General features: G+C 69.4%; 19 protein-coding genes. 9 read left to right on the forward strand and 10 right to left on the reverse strand.

What is annotated here, in order from left to right; translation table 11 throughout:
- The 6 genes from AB4Y91_RS05000 to AB4Y91_RS05025 form a co-directional block, all read right to left on the reverse strand.
- Positions 1 to 330 carry a biotin/lipoyl-containing protein gene (locus AB4Y91_RS05000; RefSeq protein ID WP_018775751.1) on the reverse strand — a complete coding sequence of 110 codons (330 nt, stop codon included), beginning with the start codon at positions 328 to 330 and terminating at the stop codon, positions 1 to 3.
- Positions 323 to 1,378, reverse strand: coding sequence for an alpha-ketoacid dehydrogenase subunit beta (locus tag AB4Y91_RS05005; RefSeq protein ID WP_441417397.1), 1,056 nt, complete (start codon positions 1,376 to 1,378; stop codon positions 323 to 325). The genes AB4Y91_RS05000 and AB4Y91_RS05005 overlap by 8 nt, the downstream gene beginning before the upstream one ends.
- Positions 1,371 to 2,408, reverse strand: a complete 1,038-nt coding sequence (locus AB4Y91_RS05010) for a thiamine pyrophosphate-dependent enzyme (protein ID WP_441417398.1) — start codon at positions 2,406 to 2,408, stop codon at positions 1,371 to 1,373. The genes AB4Y91_RS05005 and AB4Y91_RS05010 overlap by 8 nt, the downstream gene beginning before the upstream one ends.
- Positions 2,409 to 2,471: 63 nt before the next feature.
- Complete coding sequence (locus AB4Y91_RS05015) at positions 2,472 to 3,713, reverse strand: RNA polymerase sigma factor (protein ID WP_441417399.1); 1,242 nt, start codon at positions 3,711 to 3,713, stop codon at positions 2,472 to 2,474.
- A 6-nt stretch (positions 3,714 to 3,719) separates the two neighbouring features.
- Positions 3,720 to 4,130, reverse strand: a complete 411-nt coding sequence (locus AB4Y91_RS05020; RefSeq protein ID WP_441417400.1) for a YciI family protein — start codon at positions 4,128 to 4,130, stop codon at positions 3,720 to 3,722.
- Between the two features lie 118 nt (positions 4,131 to 4,248).
- Positions 4,249 to 5,625 carry an amino acid permease gene (locus AB4Y91_RS05025; protein ID WP_441417401.1) on the reverse strand — a complete coding sequence of 459 codons (1,377 nt, stop codon included), beginning with the start codon at positions 5,623 to 5,625 and terminating at the stop codon, positions 4,249 to 4,251.
- A 173-nt stretch (positions 5,626 to 5,798) separates the two neighbouring features.
- Here AB4Y91_RS05025 and AB4Y91_RS05030 point away from each other — a divergent pair, with 173 nt between their 5' ends.
- From AB4Y91_RS05030 to AB4Y91_RS05055, 6 genes are all read left to right on the forward strand, one after another.
- Complete coding sequence (locus AB4Y91_RS05030) at positions 5,799 to 6,272, forward strand: Lrp/AsnC family transcriptional regulator (protein ID WP_441417402.1); 474 nt, start codon at positions 5,799 to 5,801, stop codon at positions 6,270 to 6,272.
- Positions 6,273 to 6,417: 145 nt separating this feature from the next.
- Positions 6,418 to 7,146, forward strand: a complete 729-nt coding sequence (locus tag AB4Y91_RS05035; RefSeq protein WP_441417403.1) for an NUDIX hydrolase — start codon at positions 6,418 to 6,420, stop codon at positions 7,144 to 7,146.
- Positions 7,143 to 8,441: a quinolinate synthase NadA gene (nadA, locus tag AB4Y91_RS05040; RefSeq protein ID WP_441417404.1), complete on the forward strand. Its 1,299-nt coding sequence runs from the start codon at positions 7,143 to 7,145 to the stop codon at positions 8,439 to 8,441. The genes AB4Y91_RS05035 and nadA overlap by 4 nt, the downstream gene beginning before the upstream one ends.
- Positions 8,438 to 10,249 (forward strand): L-aspartate oxidase, encoded by a 1,812-nt coding sequence (locus AB4Y91_RS05045; protein WP_441417405.1) that lies wholly within the window; start codon positions 8,438 to 8,440, stop codon positions 10,247 to 10,249. The genes nadA and AB4Y91_RS05045 overlap by 4 nt, the downstream gene beginning before the upstream one ends.
- Positions 10,246 to 11,202 (forward strand): carboxylating nicotinate-nucleotide diphosphorylase, encoded by a 957-nt coding sequence (gene nadC / locus AB4Y91_RS05050; protein WP_441417406.1) that lies wholly within the window; start codon positions 10,246 to 10,248, stop codon positions 11,200 to 11,202. Before AB4Y91_RS05045 ends, nadC begins: the two co-directional genes overlap by 4 nt.
- Positions 11,203 to 11,210: 8 nt before the next feature.
- Entirely contained in the window at positions 11,211 to 12,362 is a 1,152-nt protein-coding gene (locus AB4Y91_RS05055; RefSeq protein WP_441417407.1) for a cysteine desulfurase family protein, read from the forward strand.
- 15 nt (positions 12,363 to 12,377) lie between these two features.
- On the opposite strand, the gene AB4Y91_RS05060 is transcribed toward AB4Y91_RS05055, so the two are convergent.
- Together AB4Y91_RS05060 and AB4Y91_RS05065 are read right to left on the reverse strand one after the other, a co-directional pair.
- Positions 12,378 to 12,899, reverse strand: coding sequence for a GtrA family protein (locus AB4Y91_RS05060; protein WP_441417408.1), 522 nt, complete (start codon positions 12,897 to 12,899; stop codon positions 12,378 to 12,380).
- Positions 12,900 to 12,903: 4 nt separating this feature from the next.
- Positions 12,904 to 13,578 (reverse strand): DUF1684 domain-containing protein, encoded by a 675-nt coding sequence (locus tag AB4Y91_RS05065; protein WP_441417409.1) that lies wholly within the window; start codon positions 13,576 to 13,578, stop codon positions 12,904 to 12,906.
- An 84-nt stretch (positions 13,579 to 13,662) separates the two neighbouring features.
- On the opposite strand from AB4Y91_RS05065, the gene AB4Y91_RS05070 reads away from it, so the two are divergent.
- From AB4Y91_RS05070 to AB4Y91_RS05080, 3 genes are all read left to right on the forward strand, one after another.
- Positions 13,663 to 15,015: a M20/M25/M40 family metallo-hydrolase gene (locus AB4Y91_RS05070; protein ID WP_441417410.1), complete on the forward strand. Its 1,353-nt coding sequence runs from the start codon at positions 13,663 to 13,665 to the stop codon at positions 15,013 to 15,015.
- Positions 15,016 to 15,045: 30 nt separating this feature from the next.
- The gene (locus AB4Y91_RS05075; protein WP_441417411.1) at positions 15,046 to 15,864 is read left to right on the forward strand and encodes a hypothetical protein; all 819 of its coding nucleotides are present in this window, start codon (positions 15,046 to 15,048) and stop codon (positions 15,862 to 15,864) included.
- An 85-nt stretch (positions 15,865 to 15,949) separates the two neighbouring features.
- A complete protein-coding gene (locus tag AB4Y91_RS05080; protein WP_441417412.1) occupies positions 15,950 to 16,756 on the forward strand; it encodes a transglutaminase-like domain-containing protein in 807 nt (268 codons plus the stop codon).
- A 48-nt stretch (positions 16,757 to 16,804) separates the two neighbouring features.
- Here AB4Y91_RS05080 and AB4Y91_RS05085 read toward each other — a convergent pair whose 3' ends face one another.
- Positions 16,805 to 17,317: a MarR family winged helix-turn-helix transcriptional regulator gene (locus AB4Y91_RS05085; RefSeq protein ID WP_441417413.1), complete on the reverse strand. Its 513-nt coding sequence runs from the start codon at positions 17,315 to 17,317 to the stop codon at positions 16,805 to 16,807.
- On the reverse strand, positions 17,317 to 18,420 hold the full coding sequence (locus AB4Y91_RS05090) for an LLM class flavin-dependent oxidoreductase (RefSeq protein ID WP_441417414.1): 1,104 nt from the start codon (positions 18,418 to 18,420) through the stop codon (positions 17,317 to 17,319). The genes AB4Y91_RS05085 and AB4Y91_RS05090 overlap by 1 nt, the downstream gene beginning before the upstream one ends.
- Positions 18,421 to 18,614 lie beyond the last annotated feature (194 nt).

The raw sequence follows: 18,614 nt of genomic DNA on the forward strand, positions 1-18,614 counted from the left end.
TCAGTCCTCATCAAGTACGGCGCTCAGGCGAACCCGGCGCTTCGGTGCCTCTTCCTTCGGGACCGTGCCCACGATGCCGGCGGTGTTGTCCGGCACCTCGAACACGATCAGGGGCTCGCCGACATTGATCTTGTCGCCGGGCCCGCCGTAGATACGCACTACCTTACCTGCCTGTGGGCTGGGCAATTCGACGGCCGACTTGGTGGTTTCGACCTCCACCAGCGGCTGGTTCCGCTCCACCTGCTCGCCCGGCGAGACCAGCCATTCCAGCACGGTCGCCTCGATCAGGCCCTCGCCAAGATCCGGCAGTGGGAAGGAAATTTCAGCCACGTTTGTACTCCAATACTCGCTGGATGCCGAAGAGGATCCGGTCAATGTTCGGGATGTATTCATCTTCGAGGTCGCCGGAGGGGTACGGGACGTCGAAGCCGGTCACGCGCTCCACCGGTGCCTTGAGGGTGTCGAAGCAGCTTTGCGTAATCAGCTGCGCCACCTCGGCGCCCAGCCCGGAGGTCAGCGGCGCTTCGTGGACGACGACGGCGCGGCGCGTCTTGCGCACGGAGGCGGCCAGCGCCGCGGCGTCGATCGGCTTGAGCCAGCGCAGATCCAGGACCTCGACGTCGATTCCGTCCTCGGCGGCGAGTTCGGCCACCTGCAGGCAGCGGGCCACCATGGCGCCCCAGGCCACGAGCGTCAGGTGCCTGCCCTCGCGCATGACCTTGGCGCCTTCGGGCGCGCCGCCGGAGGGATCGGCGTTGCCGGGATCGACCTCGCCCTTCTGCCAGTAGCGGGACTTCGGCTCCATGAAGATCACCGGATCCGGCCGCGTGGCGGCGTATTTGAGCAGGTGGTAGGCCTCGTGCGGGTTCGACGGCGAAACCACCTTGAGCCCGGGCACGTGGGCGAAGAGCGCCTCGAGGCTTTCGCCGTGGTGTTCGGGGGCCCGGATGCCGCCGAAGCTGGGCACCCGCAGGGTGATCGGCATCGGCATGGTGCCGCGGCTGCGGTAGTTCATCCGGGCGATCTGGCAGACGATCTGGTTGATGGCCGGGTAGGCGAAGCCGTCGAACTGGACCTCGGGGATGGGGTGGAAGCCGGCCATCGCCAGGCCCACGGACATGCCGAGGATGCCGGACTCCGCCAGCGGGGTGTCGAAGACCCGCTGCGCGCCGTGCTTGGCCTGCAGTCCGTCGGTGATCCGGAAGACGCCGCCAAGCCGGCCGCAGTCCTCGCCGAAGATCACAGCCTTGGGGTTTTCCGCGAGCACCTCGTCGAGGGCGCGGTTGAGCGCCTGCTGCATGGACATCACCGTGGTGGAGGCGGGGGCATCTGCGCTCGTGCTTGCAGCGGCACTGCTTTCGAGAATCGAGTTAGACATGTTCGGACTCCTCGCGCCAGTTGGCGGCCTGGGCCTGCAGGGCAGGGGTGGTTTCCTGGAAGACCAGGTCAAACATTTCGTTTCCGGGGCGCGGGCCAAGGGCCTGGATGCCGGTCCGGATCTGCTCCTCTTCGGCCTTGGCGGCGGCCAGCGCCTCGGCGAAGAACGCCGCGTCCGCGGATCCGTCCGCCAGCAGCCGCTGCTTGAGCCGCTCCAGCGGATCCTCGCCGGCGCCGTCGCGCTCCTCGTCAAGGGAGCGGTAGCGGCCCGGGTCATCGGAGGTCGAGTGCGGCCCGCGACGGTAGGTCATCGCCTCGATCAGCACGGGGCCGTTGCCGGAGCGGGCGTGCGCGAAGGCGCGGCGGGTCGCCTCGACGACGGCGACGACGTCGTTGCCGTCGATCTGCAGCGCCGGCATGCCGTAGCCGGCCGCGCGGGCGGCGACGGAGCCGCCGGCCACCTGGCGGTCGGTCGGGACCGAGATGGCCCAGCCGTTGTTCTGCACGAAAAAGACCACGGGTGCCTTCATCACGGCGGCGAAGTTCATCGCCTCGTGGACGTCGCCCTGCGAGGAGGCTCCGTCGCCGAAGTACGTCAGCGCCACGCCGTCTTTTTGGTCCAGGGTCTGGCCGTGGGCCCAGCCGACGGCGTGCAGCACGGATCCGGCGACGACGGCCTGGATCGGGGCGAGCCGGGACGCCATCGGGTCGTAGAGGCCGCCGTGCCAGGTCGCCTTGTGGGTGGACATGTAGCCCACCATGTCCACGCCCATGGTCCGGGCGACGCCCATCTCGCGGTAGGTGGGGAAGACGAAGTCGCGGCTGGTGTCGACGGCGTAGCCGCTGCCCACCTGGGCAGCCTCCTGGCCGAGCTCCGGGGCGTAGCCGGGGATGATGCCCTGCCGCTGCCAGGCGATCGCGGAGGTGTCGAGGTGCCGGACCGCGACCATCAGCGAGTAGAGCTCGCGCAGCTGGGCGGGGGTCAGCGGACCGGCGTCGTCGCCGGCGACCGCGAGGGGGAGTGTGTCCATGCCTGTGACCCTAGTCACGGGCCAAGCTCTAGGCAATCAGATCAGGTAACACTGACCATTCTGTCAAGAGCTGCCGTTCCCGGCCTCATCCCGCTTGGCAGTTTGTACAGTGTATTTACTCGGCCCTGGTCCGTGCGCGGGAGGCCTGCCGGACAAGGTGGTCGCGTTCGGCGACGTTCGTCGCCCGGCGGGCAGCTTCGGCGTAGGCGGCAGCAGCGGCGGAGAAACAGCCGCCCACTCGTGCAGATAGCCCAGGACTGCATGCCAGCGGTGCCGGTCGCCGATCACGTCCCGTAGCAGGTAGGTCTCTTGCAGCCCTGCAGAGGCGCCGTGAACGTGGCCGACTGCGACCGCGCGCCCGAGTGCTGCGGCCGGGTTATGACGCACCGGGTCGTCGGTGAGCGCGACGAGGTCGTCGTACCAGGCAAGAATTTGCGGCCAATCGGTCTCTTCGGCGGTCGCGGCATCGTCATGAAGTGCTGCGATCGCAGCCTCTATCTGGTATCTGCCGAAGCGCTGAGCGGCCAGCGCTGATTGCAGGACGCGAACGCCCTCCGCGATCTCTCGTCCGTCCCACCGGCCGCGGTCCTGCCGGTCGAGGGTGACAATCCGGCCCTCGGGATCGAACCGTGCCGGGAGCCGAGCGTGGTTGAGGGGCATGAGGGCCAGCAACCCGCGCGCCTCCGGTTCTTCAGTCACGAGGGTGAGCTGGCGAGCGAGTCGGATGGCTTCCTGTGCCAGGTCGAGGCGGCCAGCGTGGCCGCGCGTGTAGACCAGGTAGAGCACATGCAGTACGACGCTGAGGTCGCCGGGCTGGTTCAGGCGGCGCCCCTGCAGGGAGCGCTTGGCGCGGCTGATCCGTTGCGCCATTGTCGCTTCCGGAACGAAGAAGGCGTCGGCGATCTCGCGGGTAGTGAGGCCGCAGACAGAGCGGAGGGTCAGAGCCACTTGGGAGGCAGGTGCAAGGCTACGGTGGCAGCAGCAGAAAAGTAGAAAGAGCGTGTCATCGCCCTCGTCTGTCAGAGGGGACTGCGGCTCGTCGCGAGTGGCCTCTTCTCGTCTGTGACGGGCTGCCTGGCTGCGTCGGGCGTCGACAAGCCGGCGGATGGCGACAGTGGTCAGCCAGGCATGCGGTTCGCGCGGTGGGTGTTCCGGCCAGACCCGCAGCGCTTCGAGCAGCGCCTCCTGGACCGCATCCTCAGCTTCGTCGAAGTCCTCGCCCCGCCGGACCAGACCTGCGAGCACCCGCCGGACGAGGGCACGCAGGGCGCCCTCGTCCAGTGTTCGCATCGGATCGATGATCACGCCCGGTTAGTCGTGCGAGGGTGCCCCGGACATGACTTCACGGATGTCGATCCACTCGTAGAGGGGCTCGCCGCCCGGGCCCGGCTCGGAGGAGACGAAGGCTGCGAGTTCGACTGCCCGTTCGCGTGACTCGACGTCGATCATGTACCACCCGGCAACCAGATCCCTGGTCTCAGGAAGCGGGCCATCTGTGGTGACGGGTGCGGCGCCCGGGCCTCCGTAGCGAACCCAGGTGCGCTCAGGGGTGAGCGCCTGCGCATCGACGTACTCGCCGTTCTCCTCAAGCACCTCGCTGACCCGCCTGAGGAAAGCCATATGTGCCTCTACGTCCGCCGGGGCCCACTGGTCCATCGGGGGCACTGGACGGTGCGGCACGGGGCCGCCGCGGTAATGCTTGAGGAGCAGATACTTCGGCATGATGATCTCCTATGTTGGGGCCACGCCTGTCGTGGTCTTCCACTTAGTGAGCGGAGCCGGTCAAGACTTCTCGACATGCATCCCCAAATTTAGTCCCGAAAGGCTGCAGCGGGGAGCCTCAGTCGGCGCGGCGTGCACGGCCGAGCCGGGCGCCGATCCAGCAGGCGGAGGCGATGCCGGCGATCAGCGCCATGGTGCTGAAGAGCTGTTTGCTGCTCTCCGGGCTGCTGAAGCCGACGGCGAAGATCAGGGCCAGGAGTACCAGGCCGAACACCGTGAGCCCCGGGAAGCCCTTCATGCGCAGCGGAAGGACGGTGCCCGCACGGTCCGCCCGGCGCCGCAGGATCAGCTGGGATACCAGGGCCGAGCCCCACACCACGAGGCAGGTCGAGCCCACCAGCTGGAAGAGCGCCGGGAGGATCTTTTCCGGGAACAGCAGTTCGAGCACGGCGGCCAGGAAGCCGAAGGCCACCGAGATGCTGACGGCGATGACCGGGACGCGGGCCGTGTTGAGCCGCGAAAGGAAGGCGGGAGCTTCGCCGCGCACGGACAGCGAGTAGGCCATCCGGGAGGCGCCGTAAAGGTTGGCGTTGAGGGCCGAGAGCAGGGCGACGACGGCGACCAGGGTGATTGCCGCGCCGGCGCCGGGGATGCGGGCCAGGTCCAGGACGCCCGCGAACGGCGACTTCAGCGCTGCCGACGTCGAAGGCAGCACGGCGGCGATGACGAACACGGAGCCGATGTAGAACACCAGGATGCGCCAGACGACGGTGCGGATCGCGTGGCCCACGCTGCGTTCGGGGTTCTCCGTCTCTGCCGCGGCGACGCTCACGATTTCCGTGCCGCCGAAGGCGAAGATGACCACGAACAAGGCCGCCGCGATTCCGCCCAGGCCCGCCGGGGCGAAGTTGGAGGTGATGTTGCTCAGTCCCGGGCTGGCAACCTCCGGCAGCCAGCCGAACAGCAGGGCGGCGCCGATGGCCAGGAACAGCAGGATGGCGGCGACCTTGAGGATCGCGAACCAGAATTCGAACTCGCCGAAGTTTTTCACCCCGGCGAGGTTGATGGCCGTGAAGACGGCCATGAAAATCAGGGCGAGTCCCCAAACCGGAACAACAGGCCAGATCGTGAAGAGCAGCCCGGCCGCACCGAGCGCCTCGGCCGCGATGACGACGACGAGCTGCAGCCACCAGAGCCAGCCCACGGTGGCGCCGGCAGTCTTTCCCATGGCTTTCTCGGCGTAGACGGAGAACGCGCCGCTGTTCGGGTTTGCGGCGGCCATCTCGCCGAGGGCCCACATCACGATGATGATCAGGGCGCCCGCGACCAGGTAGGAGATCAGGACGGCCGGACCGGCGGCCTGGATTCCGGCCCCCGATCCGAGGAACAAACCGGCGCCGATGGCGCTGCCGAGTCCCATCATGGTGAGCTGGCGGGGCTTCATGCTGTGGCCGAGCTTCACGGCCGGGCGCTCCGCGGTGGACTTCGTTGTCATGCTGGCGAACCTTCTTACGGTGGTGGATGCGTCCTTTTGGGACCATTCGAATTTACCGTCCCCGGGGTGCCCTCGCGCGCAGGCGGCGTGAGAGCATGGTTGCAGTTTGTTGAATAGCCGGCCCGAATCACGACGATTTGTGCGGTTGAATCCCTGCAGGCAAGGAAACTGACGTGAACGTGGACCCGCTGGACGCCAAGATTGTCCGATTCTTCACGGACGCCCCTCGGGCCTCCGTGCTGGAGGCGTCCCGGGTGCTGAAGGTCGCCCGGGCCACCGTGCAGTCGCGGCTGGACCGGATGCAGGACAGCGGCGTCATCGGCTCCTGGGTGCCGCAACCGGATCCCGCCCGCTTCGGCTACCCGGTGGTCGCCTTCTGCTCCCTGACCATCAACCAGGACCTGGGCCATGACGCCGTCGTGGAGGCCCTGGCGCGCATTCCGGAGCTGATCGAGATCCACACCGTGTCCGGCAGCTCGGACCTGATGGCCCGGATTGCGGCCCGCTCCAACCCGGACCTGCAGCGGGTGCTGGATGCGATGATCGCTACCCGGACTGTGCTCCGTTCCTCCTCGGTGATCGTGCTCAACACCCACTTCGAGGGCCGGACCCTGCCGCTGCTGGAAGCCGCCGCGCAGCGGGAGTAGCCGCGCGGCCAGCCCGGGGACCGCAACATTTTGCGCCGGACCGGCGTCGTCGTAGAATTAGTTCTAGTCACTTTGACTATAACTATTCCGGCGGTAGGGCCGGAACCGTCCGGGCAGTCTCCACGGGACCGGTCCGGACCCCGGAATGCGGGGGTTGATCACCGTCTACACCTCTCCAGCCAACGTCTCGGAGCGCCAGCTCGCGCCGCCGTCGCTGGCCATCTCCACGGTAATCTTCGCCTTGCGCCCGAGTGAGCGCTCGGGCCGCCCCACGCTGTGGATCCCGCTGGTGCGCCGGATCAGGGAGCCATTCAAGGGGCTGTGGGCGCTGCCGGGCGGGCCGCTGACGCATGCTGAGTCGCTGCAGGACGCCGCCTCCCGGAACCTGCGCGAAACCACCGGACTGGCGCCAAGCTACCTCGAGCAGCTTTACGCCTTTGGCGGCCTGCACCGCTCGCCCACCCAGCGGGTGGTCTCGATCGTCTACTGGGCCCTGGTCCAGCCGACCGAGGCCGCGCTCGCGGACGAATCCGAAAACGTCCGCTGGTTCCGGGCCGACCGGCTCGGCGAACTGGCGTTCGACCACAACACCATCATCGAGTACGCGCTCTGGCGGCTGCGGAACAAGATGGCCTACGGCTCCATCGCCTACCACCTGCTGGGCGAGTACTTCACCCTCGCCCAGGTCCGGGAAGTCTACGAGGCAGTCCTGGACCGCGAGCTGGATCCGGCCAACTTCCGCCGCCAGATCAAAGCCGCCCCCGAAATCGAAGAAACCGACGAATACCTCCAAGGCGGCAAGCACCGCCCGCCCCGCCTCTACCGCTTTACCGGCCGCCCAGGCCTCGATCCAGACAACAGGAGCACACCATGAGCAGCGTCAACACGGCGATCCAGCTGATCACGCGCGAACAGGCTGAAGGCAGCACCGCGGGGTCCACCTGCAGCCCCGCGCTCGCCCGGGGTCCCTGGGACTACGACCTCGCCGAGGCCCTTGCCGGTGTGCCCGCCTACGGCCCCGGAGCTTCTGTGGCCGACGTGGCCCCGCCGTCCACCCCCCGCCAGGGCCAGCTCCCGGAGGAGTACCGCCTGGCCGGCGACGCCGAACTGGACGCCCGCATCAGGGCCGCCAAGGCAGCGCTGGGGGACCGGGCCGTCATCCTGGGGCACTTCTACCAGCGCGACGAGGTGGTGGAATACGCCGACTTCGTGGGCGACTCCTTCCAGCTCGCCAATGCGGCCCTGACCCGGCCCGACGCCGAGGCGATCATTTTCTGCGGTGTGCACTTCATGGCCGAAACCGCGGACATCCTGTCCCGGCCGGAGCAGGCCGTGATCCTGCCCAACCTCGCCGCGGGCTGCTCGATGGCGGACATGGCGGACATCGACTCGGTCACCGAGTGCTGGGAACAGCTGGAGGAGCTGTTCGGCACCGACCCCGACGTCGACGGCCGGGTGCCCGTCATCCCGGTCACCTACATGAACTCCTCGGCAGCGCTCAAGGGCTTCTGCGGCGAGCACGGCGGCATTGTCTGCACTTCCTCGAACGCCGCCACCGTGCTGGAGTGGGCGTTCGAGCGGGGCCAGCGCGTGCTGTTCTTCCCGGACCAGCACCTGGGCCGCAACACCGCCAAGGCCATGGGTGTGCCGCTGGAGCAGATGCCGATGTGGAATCCGCGCAAGGAGCTCGGTGGCAACGACGAACAGTCCCTGCAGGATTCCCGCGTGATCCTCTGGCACGGCTTCTGCTCCGTCCACAAGCGCTTCAACGTGGCCCAGATCGAGAAGGCGCGCGCCGAGTTCCCGGGCGTGCAGGTCATTGTGCACCCGGAGTGCCCCATGGAGGTGGTCGACGCTGCCGATGCTGCCGGATCCACCGACTTCATCCGCAAGGCCATTGCCGCCGCCACCGAGCCCACCGTCTTCGCGGTCGGCACCGAGATCAACCTGGTCAACCGGCTGGCCGCCGAAAACCCGCAGCACACCATTTTCTGCCTGGACCCGGTGATCTGCCCCTGCTCCACCATGTACCGCATCCACCCGGGCTACCTGGCCTGGGTGCTGGAGTCCCTGGTCCGCGGCGAGGTGGTCAACCGCATCACGGTGGCGGACGACGTCGCGGCTCCGGCCCGCGTGGCGCTCGAACGGATGCTGGCGGCCCGGCCGTGACCAGGCGGCTCATCGTCGTCGGCAGCGGGATCGCCGGGCTGTACGCGGCGCTGCTCGCCTCGGAAGCGTCCGAGGCTGAGGTGGTGCTCCTGACCAAGGGCGCGCTCGAGGAGAGCAACACCTTTTACGCCCAGGGCGGCGTGTCCGCCGTGCTGGCGCCGGGGGAGGCCGCACCGGGTGACTCCGTGGCGGCGCATATCGCCGATACCCTCGCCGCCGGGGCCGGGCTGAACAATCCCGAGGCGGTGCGGATCCTGTGCACGGAGGCCGTCCGGGACATCGCCGGGCTGCGCCGCTTCGGTGTGGACTTCGACGTCCGTGCCGACGGCGGTCCGGCGCTGGGGCTCGAGGCTGCGCATTCGGCCGCCCGCATCCTTCACGCCGGCGGCGATGCGACCGGGGCCCGCATTGCGCGTGCGCTCGTGGCCGCTGTGCTCGAGCGCGCCGTCCAGGGTGGAGTCCGGGTCGAAACCGGCGCCTTGGTGACCGAGCTCCTCACCGGAGGCGGCGGTCCGTCAGGAGCAAATCCGGGCGCCGTCACAGGTGTCGCCTACCTGGCCGGCGCGGAGCCGAAGCGACTCGACGCCGACGCCGTGCTGCTCGCCACCGGCGGCGCCGGGCGGCTGTTCGCCCGCACCAGCAACCCATCCGTCGCCACCGCCGACGGCCTCGCCCTGGCCTGGCGCGCGGGGGCCGCGGTCCGCGATCTGGAGTTCTTCCAGTTCCACCCGACCACGCTGGCCGCAGCCGAGGTGCCGGGCGGGCCGCCCGCACTGCTGATCTCGGAGGCGGTGCGCGGCGAGGGGGCCGTGCTGCTGGATGCCGCCGGCTACCGCTTCATGCCCGACTACCACCCGGACGCGGAGCTGGCCCCGCGCGACGTCGTCTCCCGCAGTATCGCGCTGCACCTTGCGGCCGCCGGGCTCCCGGCGGACAGCCCGGTCTACCTGGATGCCCGGGGAATTGAAGCCAGCCGCGGGCCGGGCTTCCTGGCCCGGCGGTTCCCCTCCATCACGGCAGCGACACGCGCCGCCGGGTACGACTGGACCGCCGAACCGCTGCCCGTGTCCCCGGCGGCGCACTACTGGATGGGCGGGGTCGCCACCGACCTGCGCGGGCGCACCTCGGTACCGGGGCTCTACGCCGCAGGGGAGGTCGCGTGCACGGGGGCCCAGGGCGCCAACCGGCTTGCCAGCAATTCGCTGCTCGAAGGGCTGGTGTTCGGGCGACGGGCCGTGGAGGACTTCCTTGGTGCGGGGCCGTCGCACGACGGCACTGCTCCGCGTGCTAGCTCGGCCGCGGGCGGCCTCCCTTTGACGCACGCTTCCGCAGTACCCTCGCGCGACACGACTGGGAAAGTAACACCCCCGGCCGGCCTGCCCGAGGGTGTTGTGAAAACCGGGTCTGGGCCTGGTCCGGGGTTGTTTTCGCGGCAGGCTTTGGGGCGGTTGATGACTGGGGCTGCCGGGGTGCTGCGTACGGGGGCCGACCTCGATGCTGCGGCTGCGCAGCTTGCCGCCTGGGCTGGCGTGGTCCGGCCCGAGAGGGTGACGGACGCGGGCCTGGATCAGTCCGGGCACGAGGATCGGAATCTGCTGCTGGCCGCACGCCTGCTGGTGGAAGCCGCGCGGGCCAGGACCGGCTCGGTGGGCGCCCACTTCCGGGCGGACGCAGATCCCGCCTCCCGTGACGGCGACGCCGTCGTCCCCGCAATGCTCGCAGCCCCGGTCCGTTCCGCCCCGGCCGCCCCAACCCACGGCCACCGGTATGCCGCCGTATCCCGCCCGAAACAAAGGATTTCGTCATGACAGCACCCGCCACAGCCCGACCGGGCGCCCTCCCGGTGACTGCCCTCGCCGGCACCCTCCCCGCGGCCGCCGTGGAGGCCGTGCTGCGCGCCGCCCTGCAGGAGGACTCTCCGTACGGCGACATCACCTCGCAGACCCTCATCCCCGCCGACGCCCGCGCCACTGCGGTGCTGGCAGCCCGGGTGCCGGGGGTGCTCAGCGGCGGGGAGGTGTTCGCCGCGGCGATGAAGCTGGCGGACCCGGCCGCCGTCGTCGAACTGCTCGTGGCCGACGGCGATGCCTTCGAGGCCGGCGCGGCGCTGGCCAGGGTGACCGGCAACGCCCGCGGCGTGCTGCTGGCCGAACGGGTGGCGCTGAACCTGGTGCAGCGGATGAGCGCGATCGCCACCCGGACCGCGGAGTTCGTCGCGTTGGTTGCCGGCACCCGCGCTCGGATCACCGACACCCGGAAGACGACGCCGGGGCTTCGCGTGCTGGAGCGCTACGCGGTGCGCTGCGGCGGCGGAGCAAACCACCGCTTCAGCCTCTCGGACGCGGTCCTGGCCAAGGACAACCACCTGGCGGTGCTCACCGGTGGTGACCCGGCAAAGCTCACCGCGGTGCTGCGCGACGCCAAGGCGCGGCTGGGGCACACCACGCATTTCGAGGTGGAGGTGGACAGCATGGAGCAGATCGAGCCCGTGCTGGCCGCCGGCGTGGACACCATCATGCTGGACAACTTCTCACTGATCGAACTCGCCGACGGCGTTGAACTCGTCGCGGGGCGGGCACGGGTCGAGGCCAGCGGCAACGTCAGCCTCGCGACCGTGGCCGGCATCGCCGCCACCGGGGTGGACGTCATCTCGATCGGTGCGCTCACCCACAGTGTCACCGCCCTTGACCTGGGCCTCGACATCGAATTGGAACCTGCCGCCGGGGCTATGGCCCAGGCCGCCGGGCCGGCGCTCGACTGAGGAATGCCGTGATCTTCCTGGATGCCGCCGCCACCACGCCGGTCCGCCGCGAGGTGCTCGAGGCCATGTGGCCGTATCTCAGCGGCGAGTTCGGCAACCCCTCAAGCCACCATTCGCTCGGCGACGCCGCCGCCGCGGCGCTCGCGGGAGCCCGGGAAACGACGGCCAAGGCCCTGGGCTGCCGGACCGGCGAGGTCGTCTTTACCTCCGGCGGCACGGAAGCGGACAACCTCGCCGTCAAGGGCATCGCCCTGGCCCGCCGCGCTGCGGACCCGCGCCTGGACCGGGTGGCGATCAGCGCCGTCGAACATCCCGCGGTGGAGGAATCCGCCAGGTACCTCGAACGTGTCCACGGCTTCGCGGTCGACGTGGTCCCGGTGGACCGCTACGGGCAGGTGACCGAGGAAGCGTTCGCGGCCGTGCTCCGGCCGGAAACCGCGCTGGCCAGCGTCATGTACGCCAACAACGAGGTCGGCACCATCCAGCCCGTAGCCCGGCTGGCGGCGCTGGCCCGCGGTCGCGGCATCCCGTTCCACAGCGACGCCGTGCAGGCCGCGGGCTGGCTGCCGCTCGACACTCGTGGCCTGGGCGTCGATGCCCTGAGCCTTTCCGGCCACAAGCTGGGCGCCCCGAAGGGCTGCGGAGCTTTGTTCGTGCGCGGCCGGACCCGGCTGGAACCGCTGGTCCACGGTGGCGGCCAGGAACGCGGCCGCCGCTCGGGCACCGAGAACGTTGCCGGCGCGGTGGCCCTCGCAACGGCGCTGAGCCTGGCCGGGACCTCGCAGCAGGACGCCTCCTCGCGGGTTGCTGCCCTGCGTGATGACTTCATCGGCGGCGTCCTGGCTGGAGTGCCCGGCGCTGTGCTGACCGGCCATCCGGTCGAGCGGCTGCCCTCGGTGGCCTCGTTCTGCTTCCCGGGAACCAGCGGCGAGTCTGTGCTGCTGGAACTCGAGCGGCAGGGTGTGGTCTGCTCCAGCGGTTCGGCCTGCGCCGCGGGCTCCGACGAGCCGTCGCCCGTGTTGCTGGCGATGGGAATCAGCGCCGAAGTGGCCCAGACCGCCGTGCGCTTCAGCTTCGATTCGTCCATTACCGCCAACGAGCTGCGGGAAGCAGCAGCCGCGGTGCGCACCGCCGTCGGCAGCATCCGCGCCCTCGGCTAGGCGGCCCGCTGGATGCTAGCGGTGCCGGGCGCGGCGGAAGATCCAGTGCCGAAGCATCGTGAACCTTACGGCCGTGGCCAGGAAGCCGGACAGGGTGGTGGTCCAGAGCTCATCGGCCACGGTGGCGTCCGGGTTGATCCAGTGCAGGATGCCGAGGCTGCCGCCCGTGATCAGCAGGGCGACGGCGATTACGATCAGCCCGTTGAGATGGTCGCGCTTCATCCGGTGGCGCTCGGTGATCTTGAACGTCAGCCGCCGGTTCAGCGCGGTGTTCATCAGTGACGTGAGGATCAACGCGGCCGCGTTGGCCGGCTGGGGTCCGATCCACGGCCGCAGGAAGGCATACAGTGCCAGCGAAGACACGGTGCAAACGACGCCGACGCCGGTGAAGCGCAGCAGCTGGCGGACCAACGGATAGCGGAGCACGCCCCGGTGGCGGCGGCGCGGTGAAGCAGAGGGGGACGAAGTTGGGGAGGCCGCGGTGGGGTCCGGCGGGTACTGCCGGAAGGGCTGCGCTTGTTGTAGCTGCGACTCCATCCGTCTAGTACAGCTCGCCGACCGGGATGTCCACGGCGAGGCGGTTCGACGGCCCGGCCAGCGGGCAGGCCCACGCCTCGTTGTAGGCGCAGGACGGGTTGTAGGCGAAGTTGAAGTCCAGCACGAACTCGGCGTCCGGCCCCGAGCCCGTCACGCCGTGGAAGGCGCCCTTGATGGTATCCAGCAGGTAGCGGCCCGCGCCGTAGCTGCCGCCGGGCTGGCCGGCGGTGGCGTCGCGGAACGGCACGAAGATGCCGCCGCCGTAGCCGTTGAGCTTCCAGACGGCGAGCTGGCCCATCTCCGGCAGGTCGAAGGTACCCAGCCGGACAAAACGAACGAGGCCGTCGGTACCGGTTTCGACGTTCATCTCCCGTCCGGCGCCTTCTTTCGTGATGGGGACGTGGAAGCGATAGATCGGATCGTAGTCCGCGGTCTTCAGGCCGCCGAAGTTCGCCTTGGCGTCGTCGGTCAGCGGCGAGGCGGGGTGCGTGCCGAACATCCGGTCGCGCTCCTGCCGCCAGTAGGAGTGGGCTTCGGCCGGGTTATCCGCGGCGATCTTACGCACGGCGGCGTAGAGCGCAAAGGTCCGAAGCCGCCAGTCCGCGATGTCGACGGCGGACATTCGCGAGACGCCGTCCGGGCCGTCAACGTCCGCTCCATCAAAATGCTGTTCAGCCATCCCCCCAGCCTAGCCTTGTTTCGCCGCCGGAAACGCGGCGGGCCGTGCCCTCGGAGCGCCGCTGGGGGCCCGTAGACTTCGCGCATGCACAACTCCGCCCCCGCCGGGTCCGCCAACCGCGCCGCCGCCTCGCTGGCCGAACTCGTCCGGTTCCGCACCGTCTCCTCCCGGGTTCCGGCAGAGGTGGACGCCGAAGAGTTCGAGGCCTTCTTGGCGGCCCTGCCCCGGCTCTACCCCTCGGTCCACGCAGCCCTCGAGGTGGAACGCGTCAACGGGGCGGCCCTGCTGTTCCGCTGGCCCGGTACCTCGGAGGATCCCGGCAGCCGCCCTACGGTGCTGATGGCCCACTACGACGTTGTGCCGGCGGGGGACGAACAGGCGTGGACCCATCCGCCGTTCTCCGGCCACAGCGACGCAACCCATCTCTGGGGCCGCGGCACGCTGGACGACAAGGGCCAGCTGGTCGCCATCCTGGAGGCCGCGGAGGCCCTGCTGGGCGAGGGTTTTGCCCCGGCGCACGACGTCTACTTCTCCTTCGGCAACAACGAGGAGACTGCCGGAGACAGTGCCGCAGCGGCCGTGGAGCTGCTGGCCGGCCGTGGGGTGCGGCCCTGGCTTGTGCTGGACGAGGGCGGAGCCGTGGCGGGCGGGGCGTTCCCCGGCGTGAGCCGGCCGGCCGCCGTCGTCGGCGTGGCCGAAAAGGGGATCCTGGACGTGGAGCTGCTGACCCGGGATCCGGGGGGACACGCCTCGACGCCGCCCCGGATGGGAGCGACGGCGCGGCTGGCGCGGGCGATCACCCGGATCGAGCAAAATCCCTTCCCGCAGCGACTCCCGGAGGTGACCGCGGAGATGCTCCGGCGCTTCGGACCGCACGCCCCGGCCCCGCTGCGGGTAGCTTTCGCGAACCTGTCCCTGCTCAGGGTCCCGATGACGTGGCTCTTCAGCCGGCTGGGGAACGAAACCAACGCGATGACCCGCACCACCGTGGCCATCACCACCCTGGAAGGTAGCGCGGGCGCCAACGTGCTCGCCGCCACGGCCAAGGCGAACGCCAACATCCGGGTGGCCGTGGGAGATACCGTGGCCGGAACCGTGGAGCGGCTGCGGAAAGTCATCCGGGATCCGAAGGTGGAACTGCGGGTGGTGGAGGGCAACGAGCCCACGCCGGTGTCCGCCTCCACCGGTCCGCAGTGGCAGCTGCTGGAGGACTGCATCTCAGAGACCTTCCCGGAGGCGATCATCACGCCGTACATCATGATGGGTGGCACGGACTCGCGCCGCTTCACCCGGATCTGCGACTCCGTGTACCGGTTCGCGCCCTTCGTCATGGACGCCGCGGACCGCGGCTCGATCCACGCCGTCGACGAAAAAATCTCGCTCACGACCCTGGGCCACGGCGTCCGCTTCTACGAAACGCTGCTCCGGAGGCTCTGAACCGCGCGGGTGCCCGGCTACGCTGGCAGCATGACTGGCACGGTTCTTACCCGCGGACTCCGGATTGCCGCCGCGCTGGCGCTCACCGCCGGGGCGCTCGCCGGCTGCAGCAGCGAAGGCAAGGGCACGCCGGCCTGGACGGCAGGGAGTCCGGGTGCCGGCTCGACGGCTTCCTCCACCGGTGCGTCGTCCCCGGCCGCCGCGTCAGGCGGCTCGGCCTCCGCGGGCGCCTCTGGTTCCGCAACCGCCTCCGCGACGGCTGGTGCCACGGCGGCGGCCTGGAAAACGTACTCCGATCCCGGCAAGAACGTGAGTTTCGACCTGCCGCAGGAGTGGATTGCCCAGTCCGTCACCCCGGCGCAGGGCTCACTGCCGGGGGCGCTCAAGATCGAGGTCAAGGACGCGGACGGCCGGTACCTGGCCACGCTGCAGACCGGACTCCGGCCGCAGGCGGCGGCCGTCTGCAAGCCGGGCACGGCCAAGCCGTACGTGGTGGTCAGCAGCGTTCCGGTGGAACTGCCGCACCTCGGCGGGGAAGGAACCATCGACCCGCATGTGGTGTTCCGCGTGATCCAGGGCTACAAGTACTTCGGCTCGTACGGCATCACCAACGTGGTCGGCGGGGCGGGTGGCAAAGCCTGCGCCCTGCGGAACGTCGTGCGCGGCCCCGAAGGCAAGGGCGATTACTCCTTCGGCGACCTGCTTGAGCTCAAGGCGTTCGCTCCGGACCAGAAAGTCGCCCCGGCCCAGTCCTTTGACACTCTGGGCGAGGCGGACAAATACGTCAACGAGGGCTCGGAATTCGCCAATGTCCAGCGGATGCTAATGTCGCTGAAGATCAAAAACTAGTCCCGCCCGCCGGCACCATGGCGGCCCGGGGACATTGCCCTCCCGCTGACAATCCAGCGGCTTCGCTCGCACCCTCCGGAGATTCATGGAACGCATCGTGTCCGCACGCCTGGCCTTCAAGACCGTGGCCGATACCAAGGTCGCGATGGCGGTCGCTGTAGCCCGCAACCCCGGCTACAGCGGATTCGAGGAGTCGCTGTCCGTGACGGCCGGAGGCGAAGACGTGCCCCTGACCGAGCTCTCGGACCACCACGGCGGTCGCTTCCACTACATGGAGTTCGCCGAACCCACCGAGGTGCTGGTGGAGTACGGCGCCACCGTCACCGGATCCGCCGTTCCGGAGGAACCCGGACTGATGGAGCTCATCCGCTACGTCCGGCCCAGCCGCTACGCCGAATCCGACCGGCTCCTCCCGACGGCGTACGCCGAGTTTGGCGGCCTCGACGGCGGGGAGCTCCTGCACGCCGTGCGGAACTGGGTCTTCAGCGAACTGCGCTATGTCAGCGGGTCCTCGCGCGGGACGGACGGCGCCGTCGAGACCCTGCTGCACCGGCGCGGTGTTTGCCGGGACTTCGCCCACCTGGCCATCTCGCTGCTGCGGTCCAAGAACGTCCCGGCGCGGCTGGCCGCGGTCTATGCTCCGGGGCTGAGCCCGATGGATTTCCATGCCGTGGCCGAAGCCCACGTCAACGGCGCCTGGCACGTCATCGATCCGACCGGCCTGGCGCCGCGGGAGAGCATGCTCCGGATTACGGCCGGCCGGGACTCCTCGGACACGGCCTTCCTGTCCACGGTGGGCGGCAGCCTCCTGCTGAAGGAACTGAAGGTCACCGCCACCGTCACCGGCGAGCTGCCGGTTGAGGACCCGGCGGCGCTGCTCGCCATCCGCTAGCAGCCGTTCCGCTGGGCTCGCCCAGGGGCCGACGGCGGAGCAGGACAGCTAGCGCGACGCCACCGAGGCCCGCAGCTTCTCCGTCAGGCGCAGCAGCTCGCGCTGTTCCTCGGCGGTGAGCGCCGGGCCCACCAGGGAGGCGATGTCGCGGACATGCTCCCGCCCGATCGTCTTTTGCAGTTCCCGCCCGGCTTCGGTGAGCCGGATAAGGACGCCGCGGCCGTCGTCGGGGGCGGGCCTGCGCTCCACGAGCCCGCGCTTTTCCAGCCGCTCCACCAGCCGGCTCAGGCTCGACTGGCTCAGCAGCACATGGTCGTTGAGCTCATTCTGGCGGAGCCAGCCGGACGGGCAGCGTGAGAGCGTGAACAGCACGTCGTACTCGTTGAGGGCCAGGGACTTGAAGGCAGGTCCTGCCTGCAGCCGGCGCATCACCGCGACCTGGGCCCGGAACAGGGACTCCCAGGTCTGCGCGGCGAGCCGCACCGGGGAGGCCGGGCTGGTGCCCGGTTCCGCCGGTACCCCCGCCCGGCCAGCTTCCGCCGGCGCAGCCTTCGCGGACATCAGGCGTCCTGCGGGGCGGCCTCACGGACCGCCAGCGAGGCGGCCACGCGACCGGCGTGGGTGGGCGGCTCGGGAACGTGGGCCGGAGTCTTCTCGGCGTATTCCTTGCGGAGCACCGGCAGGACTTCCTCGCCGAACAGGTCCAGTTGCTCCAGGACGGTCTTCAGCGGCAGGCCGGCGTGGTCGATCAGGAACAGCTGGCGCTGGTAGTCGCCGAAGTACTCGCGGAAGGTCAGGGTCTTCTCGATGACTTCCTGTGGGCTGCCGACCGTCAGCGGGGTCTGCGAGGTGAAGTCTTCGAGCGAGGGGCCGTGGCCGTAGACGGGGGCGTTGTCGAAGTACGGGCGGAACTCCTTCACGGCGTCCTGCGAGTTCTTCCGCATGAAGAACTGGCCGCCGAGGCCCACAATCGCCTGGTCCGCCTTGCCGTGGCCGTAGTGCTCGTAGCGTTCGCGGTAGAGGCCGATCAGCTGCTGGTAGTGCTCCTTGGGCCAGAAGATGTTGTTGGCGAAGAAGCCGTCGCCGTAGTACGCCGCCACCTCAGCGATCTGCGGCGTGCGGATGGAGCCGTGCCAGACGAAGGGGGCAACGCCATCGAGCGGGCGCGGCGTGGACGTGAAGTTCTGCAGCGGGGTGCGGTGCTTGCCGGACCAGTTGACCGTGTCCTCGTCCCAGAGCCGGTGCAGCAGGGAGTAGTTCTCGATCGCGAGTTCGATCCCGTCCTGGATGTTCTTGCCGAACCAGGGGTAGACCGGGGCGGTGTTGCCGCGGCCCAGGACCAGGTCCACCCGGCCGTCGGCGAGGTGCTGGAGCATCGCGAAGTCCTCGGCGATCTTCACCGGGTCATTGGTGGTGATCAGCGTGGTGGCCGTGGAGAGGATGATCCGCTCGGTCTGCGCCGCGATGTAGGCGAGCGTGGTGGTGGGGGAGGAGGAGAAGAACGGCCGGTTGTGGTGCTCGCCGATGGCGTAGACATCCATGCCGATTTCTTCGACCTTCTTGGCGATCGCAACCGAGGCCTTGATGCGCTCGTGTTCCGTGGGGGTGCGCCCCGTGGTGGGGTCGGTGGTGATATCGCTGACGCTGAATACGCCGATCTGCATGATGTGCCTTTCCGTGACCGGAGACTTCCGGGAGCTGTTTCTACTATAACCGATTTACATGCATTTGCATCTATCACCCCCTATAACGTCCGCCACGCCGGGATATTCCACGTCCTGCGGGGAGCGCGCGGGGCCCGGCCCTAGGATGCAGTCAATCGGCTGGCCGCCAGATGCCCAGCCCGCCCGGAAGGTCG

This window comes from Arthrobacter sp. YAF16 (genome assembly GCF_052113385.1).
Lineage (GTDB): Bacteria > Actinomycetota > Actinomycetes > Actinomycetales > Micrococcaceae > Arthrobacter.

Coding starts and splice junctions, on each gene's coding strand:
- AB4Y91_RS05005 (WP_441417397.1), bottom strand. CDS start 1,378: ATGTCTAACTCGATTCTCGAAAGCAGTGCCGCTGCAAGCACGAGCGCA.
- AB4Y91_RS05010 (WP_441417398.1), bottom strand. CDS start 2,408: ATGGACACACTCCCCCTCGCGGTCGCCGGCGACGACGCCGGTCCGCTG.
- AB4Y91_RS05020 (WP_441417400.1), bottom strand. CDS start 4,130: ATGCCGAAGTATCTGCTCCTCAAGCATTACCGCGGCGGCCCCGTGCCG.
- AB4Y91_RS05025 (WP_441417401.1), bottom strand. CDS start 5,625: ATGACAACGAAGTCCACCGCGGAGCGCCCGGCCGTGAAGCTCGGCCAC.
- AB4Y91_RS05035 (WP_441417403.1), top strand. CDS start 6,418: ATGCGGGGGTTGATCACCGTCTACACCTCTCCAGCCAACGTCTCGGAG.
- nadA (WP_441417404.1), top strand. CDS start 7,143: ATGAGCAGCGTCAACACGGCGATCCAGCTGATCACGCGCGAACAGGCT.
- nadC (WP_441417406.1), top strand. CDS start 10,246: ATGACAGCACCCGCCACAGCCCGACCGGGCGCCCTCCCGGTGACTGCC.
- AB4Y91_RS05060 (WP_441417408.1), bottom strand. CDS start 12,899: ATGGAGTCGCAGCTACAACAAGCGCAGCCCTTCCGGCAGTACCCGCCG.
- AB4Y91_RS05065 (WP_441417409.1), bottom strand. CDS start 13,578: ATGGCTGAACAGCATTTTGATGGAGCGGACGTTGACGGCCCGGACGGC.
- AB4Y91_RS05070 (WP_441417410.1), top strand. CDS start 13,663: ATGCACAACTCCGCCCCCGCCGGGTCCGCCAACCGCGCCGCCGCCTCG.
- AB4Y91_RS05075 (WP_441417411.1), top strand. CDS start 15,046: ATGACTGGCACGGTTCTTACCCGCGGACTCCGGATTGCCGCCGCGCTG.
- AB4Y91_RS05080 (WP_441417412.1), top strand. CDS start 15,950: ATGGAACGCATCGTGTCCGCACGCCTGGCCTTCAAGACCGTGGCCGAT.
- AB4Y91_RS05085 (WP_441417413.1), bottom strand. CDS start 17,317: ATGTCCGCGAAGGCTGCGCCGGCGGAAGCTGGCCGGGCGGGGGTACCG.
- AB4Y91_RS05090 (WP_441417414.1), bottom strand. CDS start 18,420: ATGCAGATCGGCGTATTCAGCGTCAGCGATATCACCACCGACCCCACC.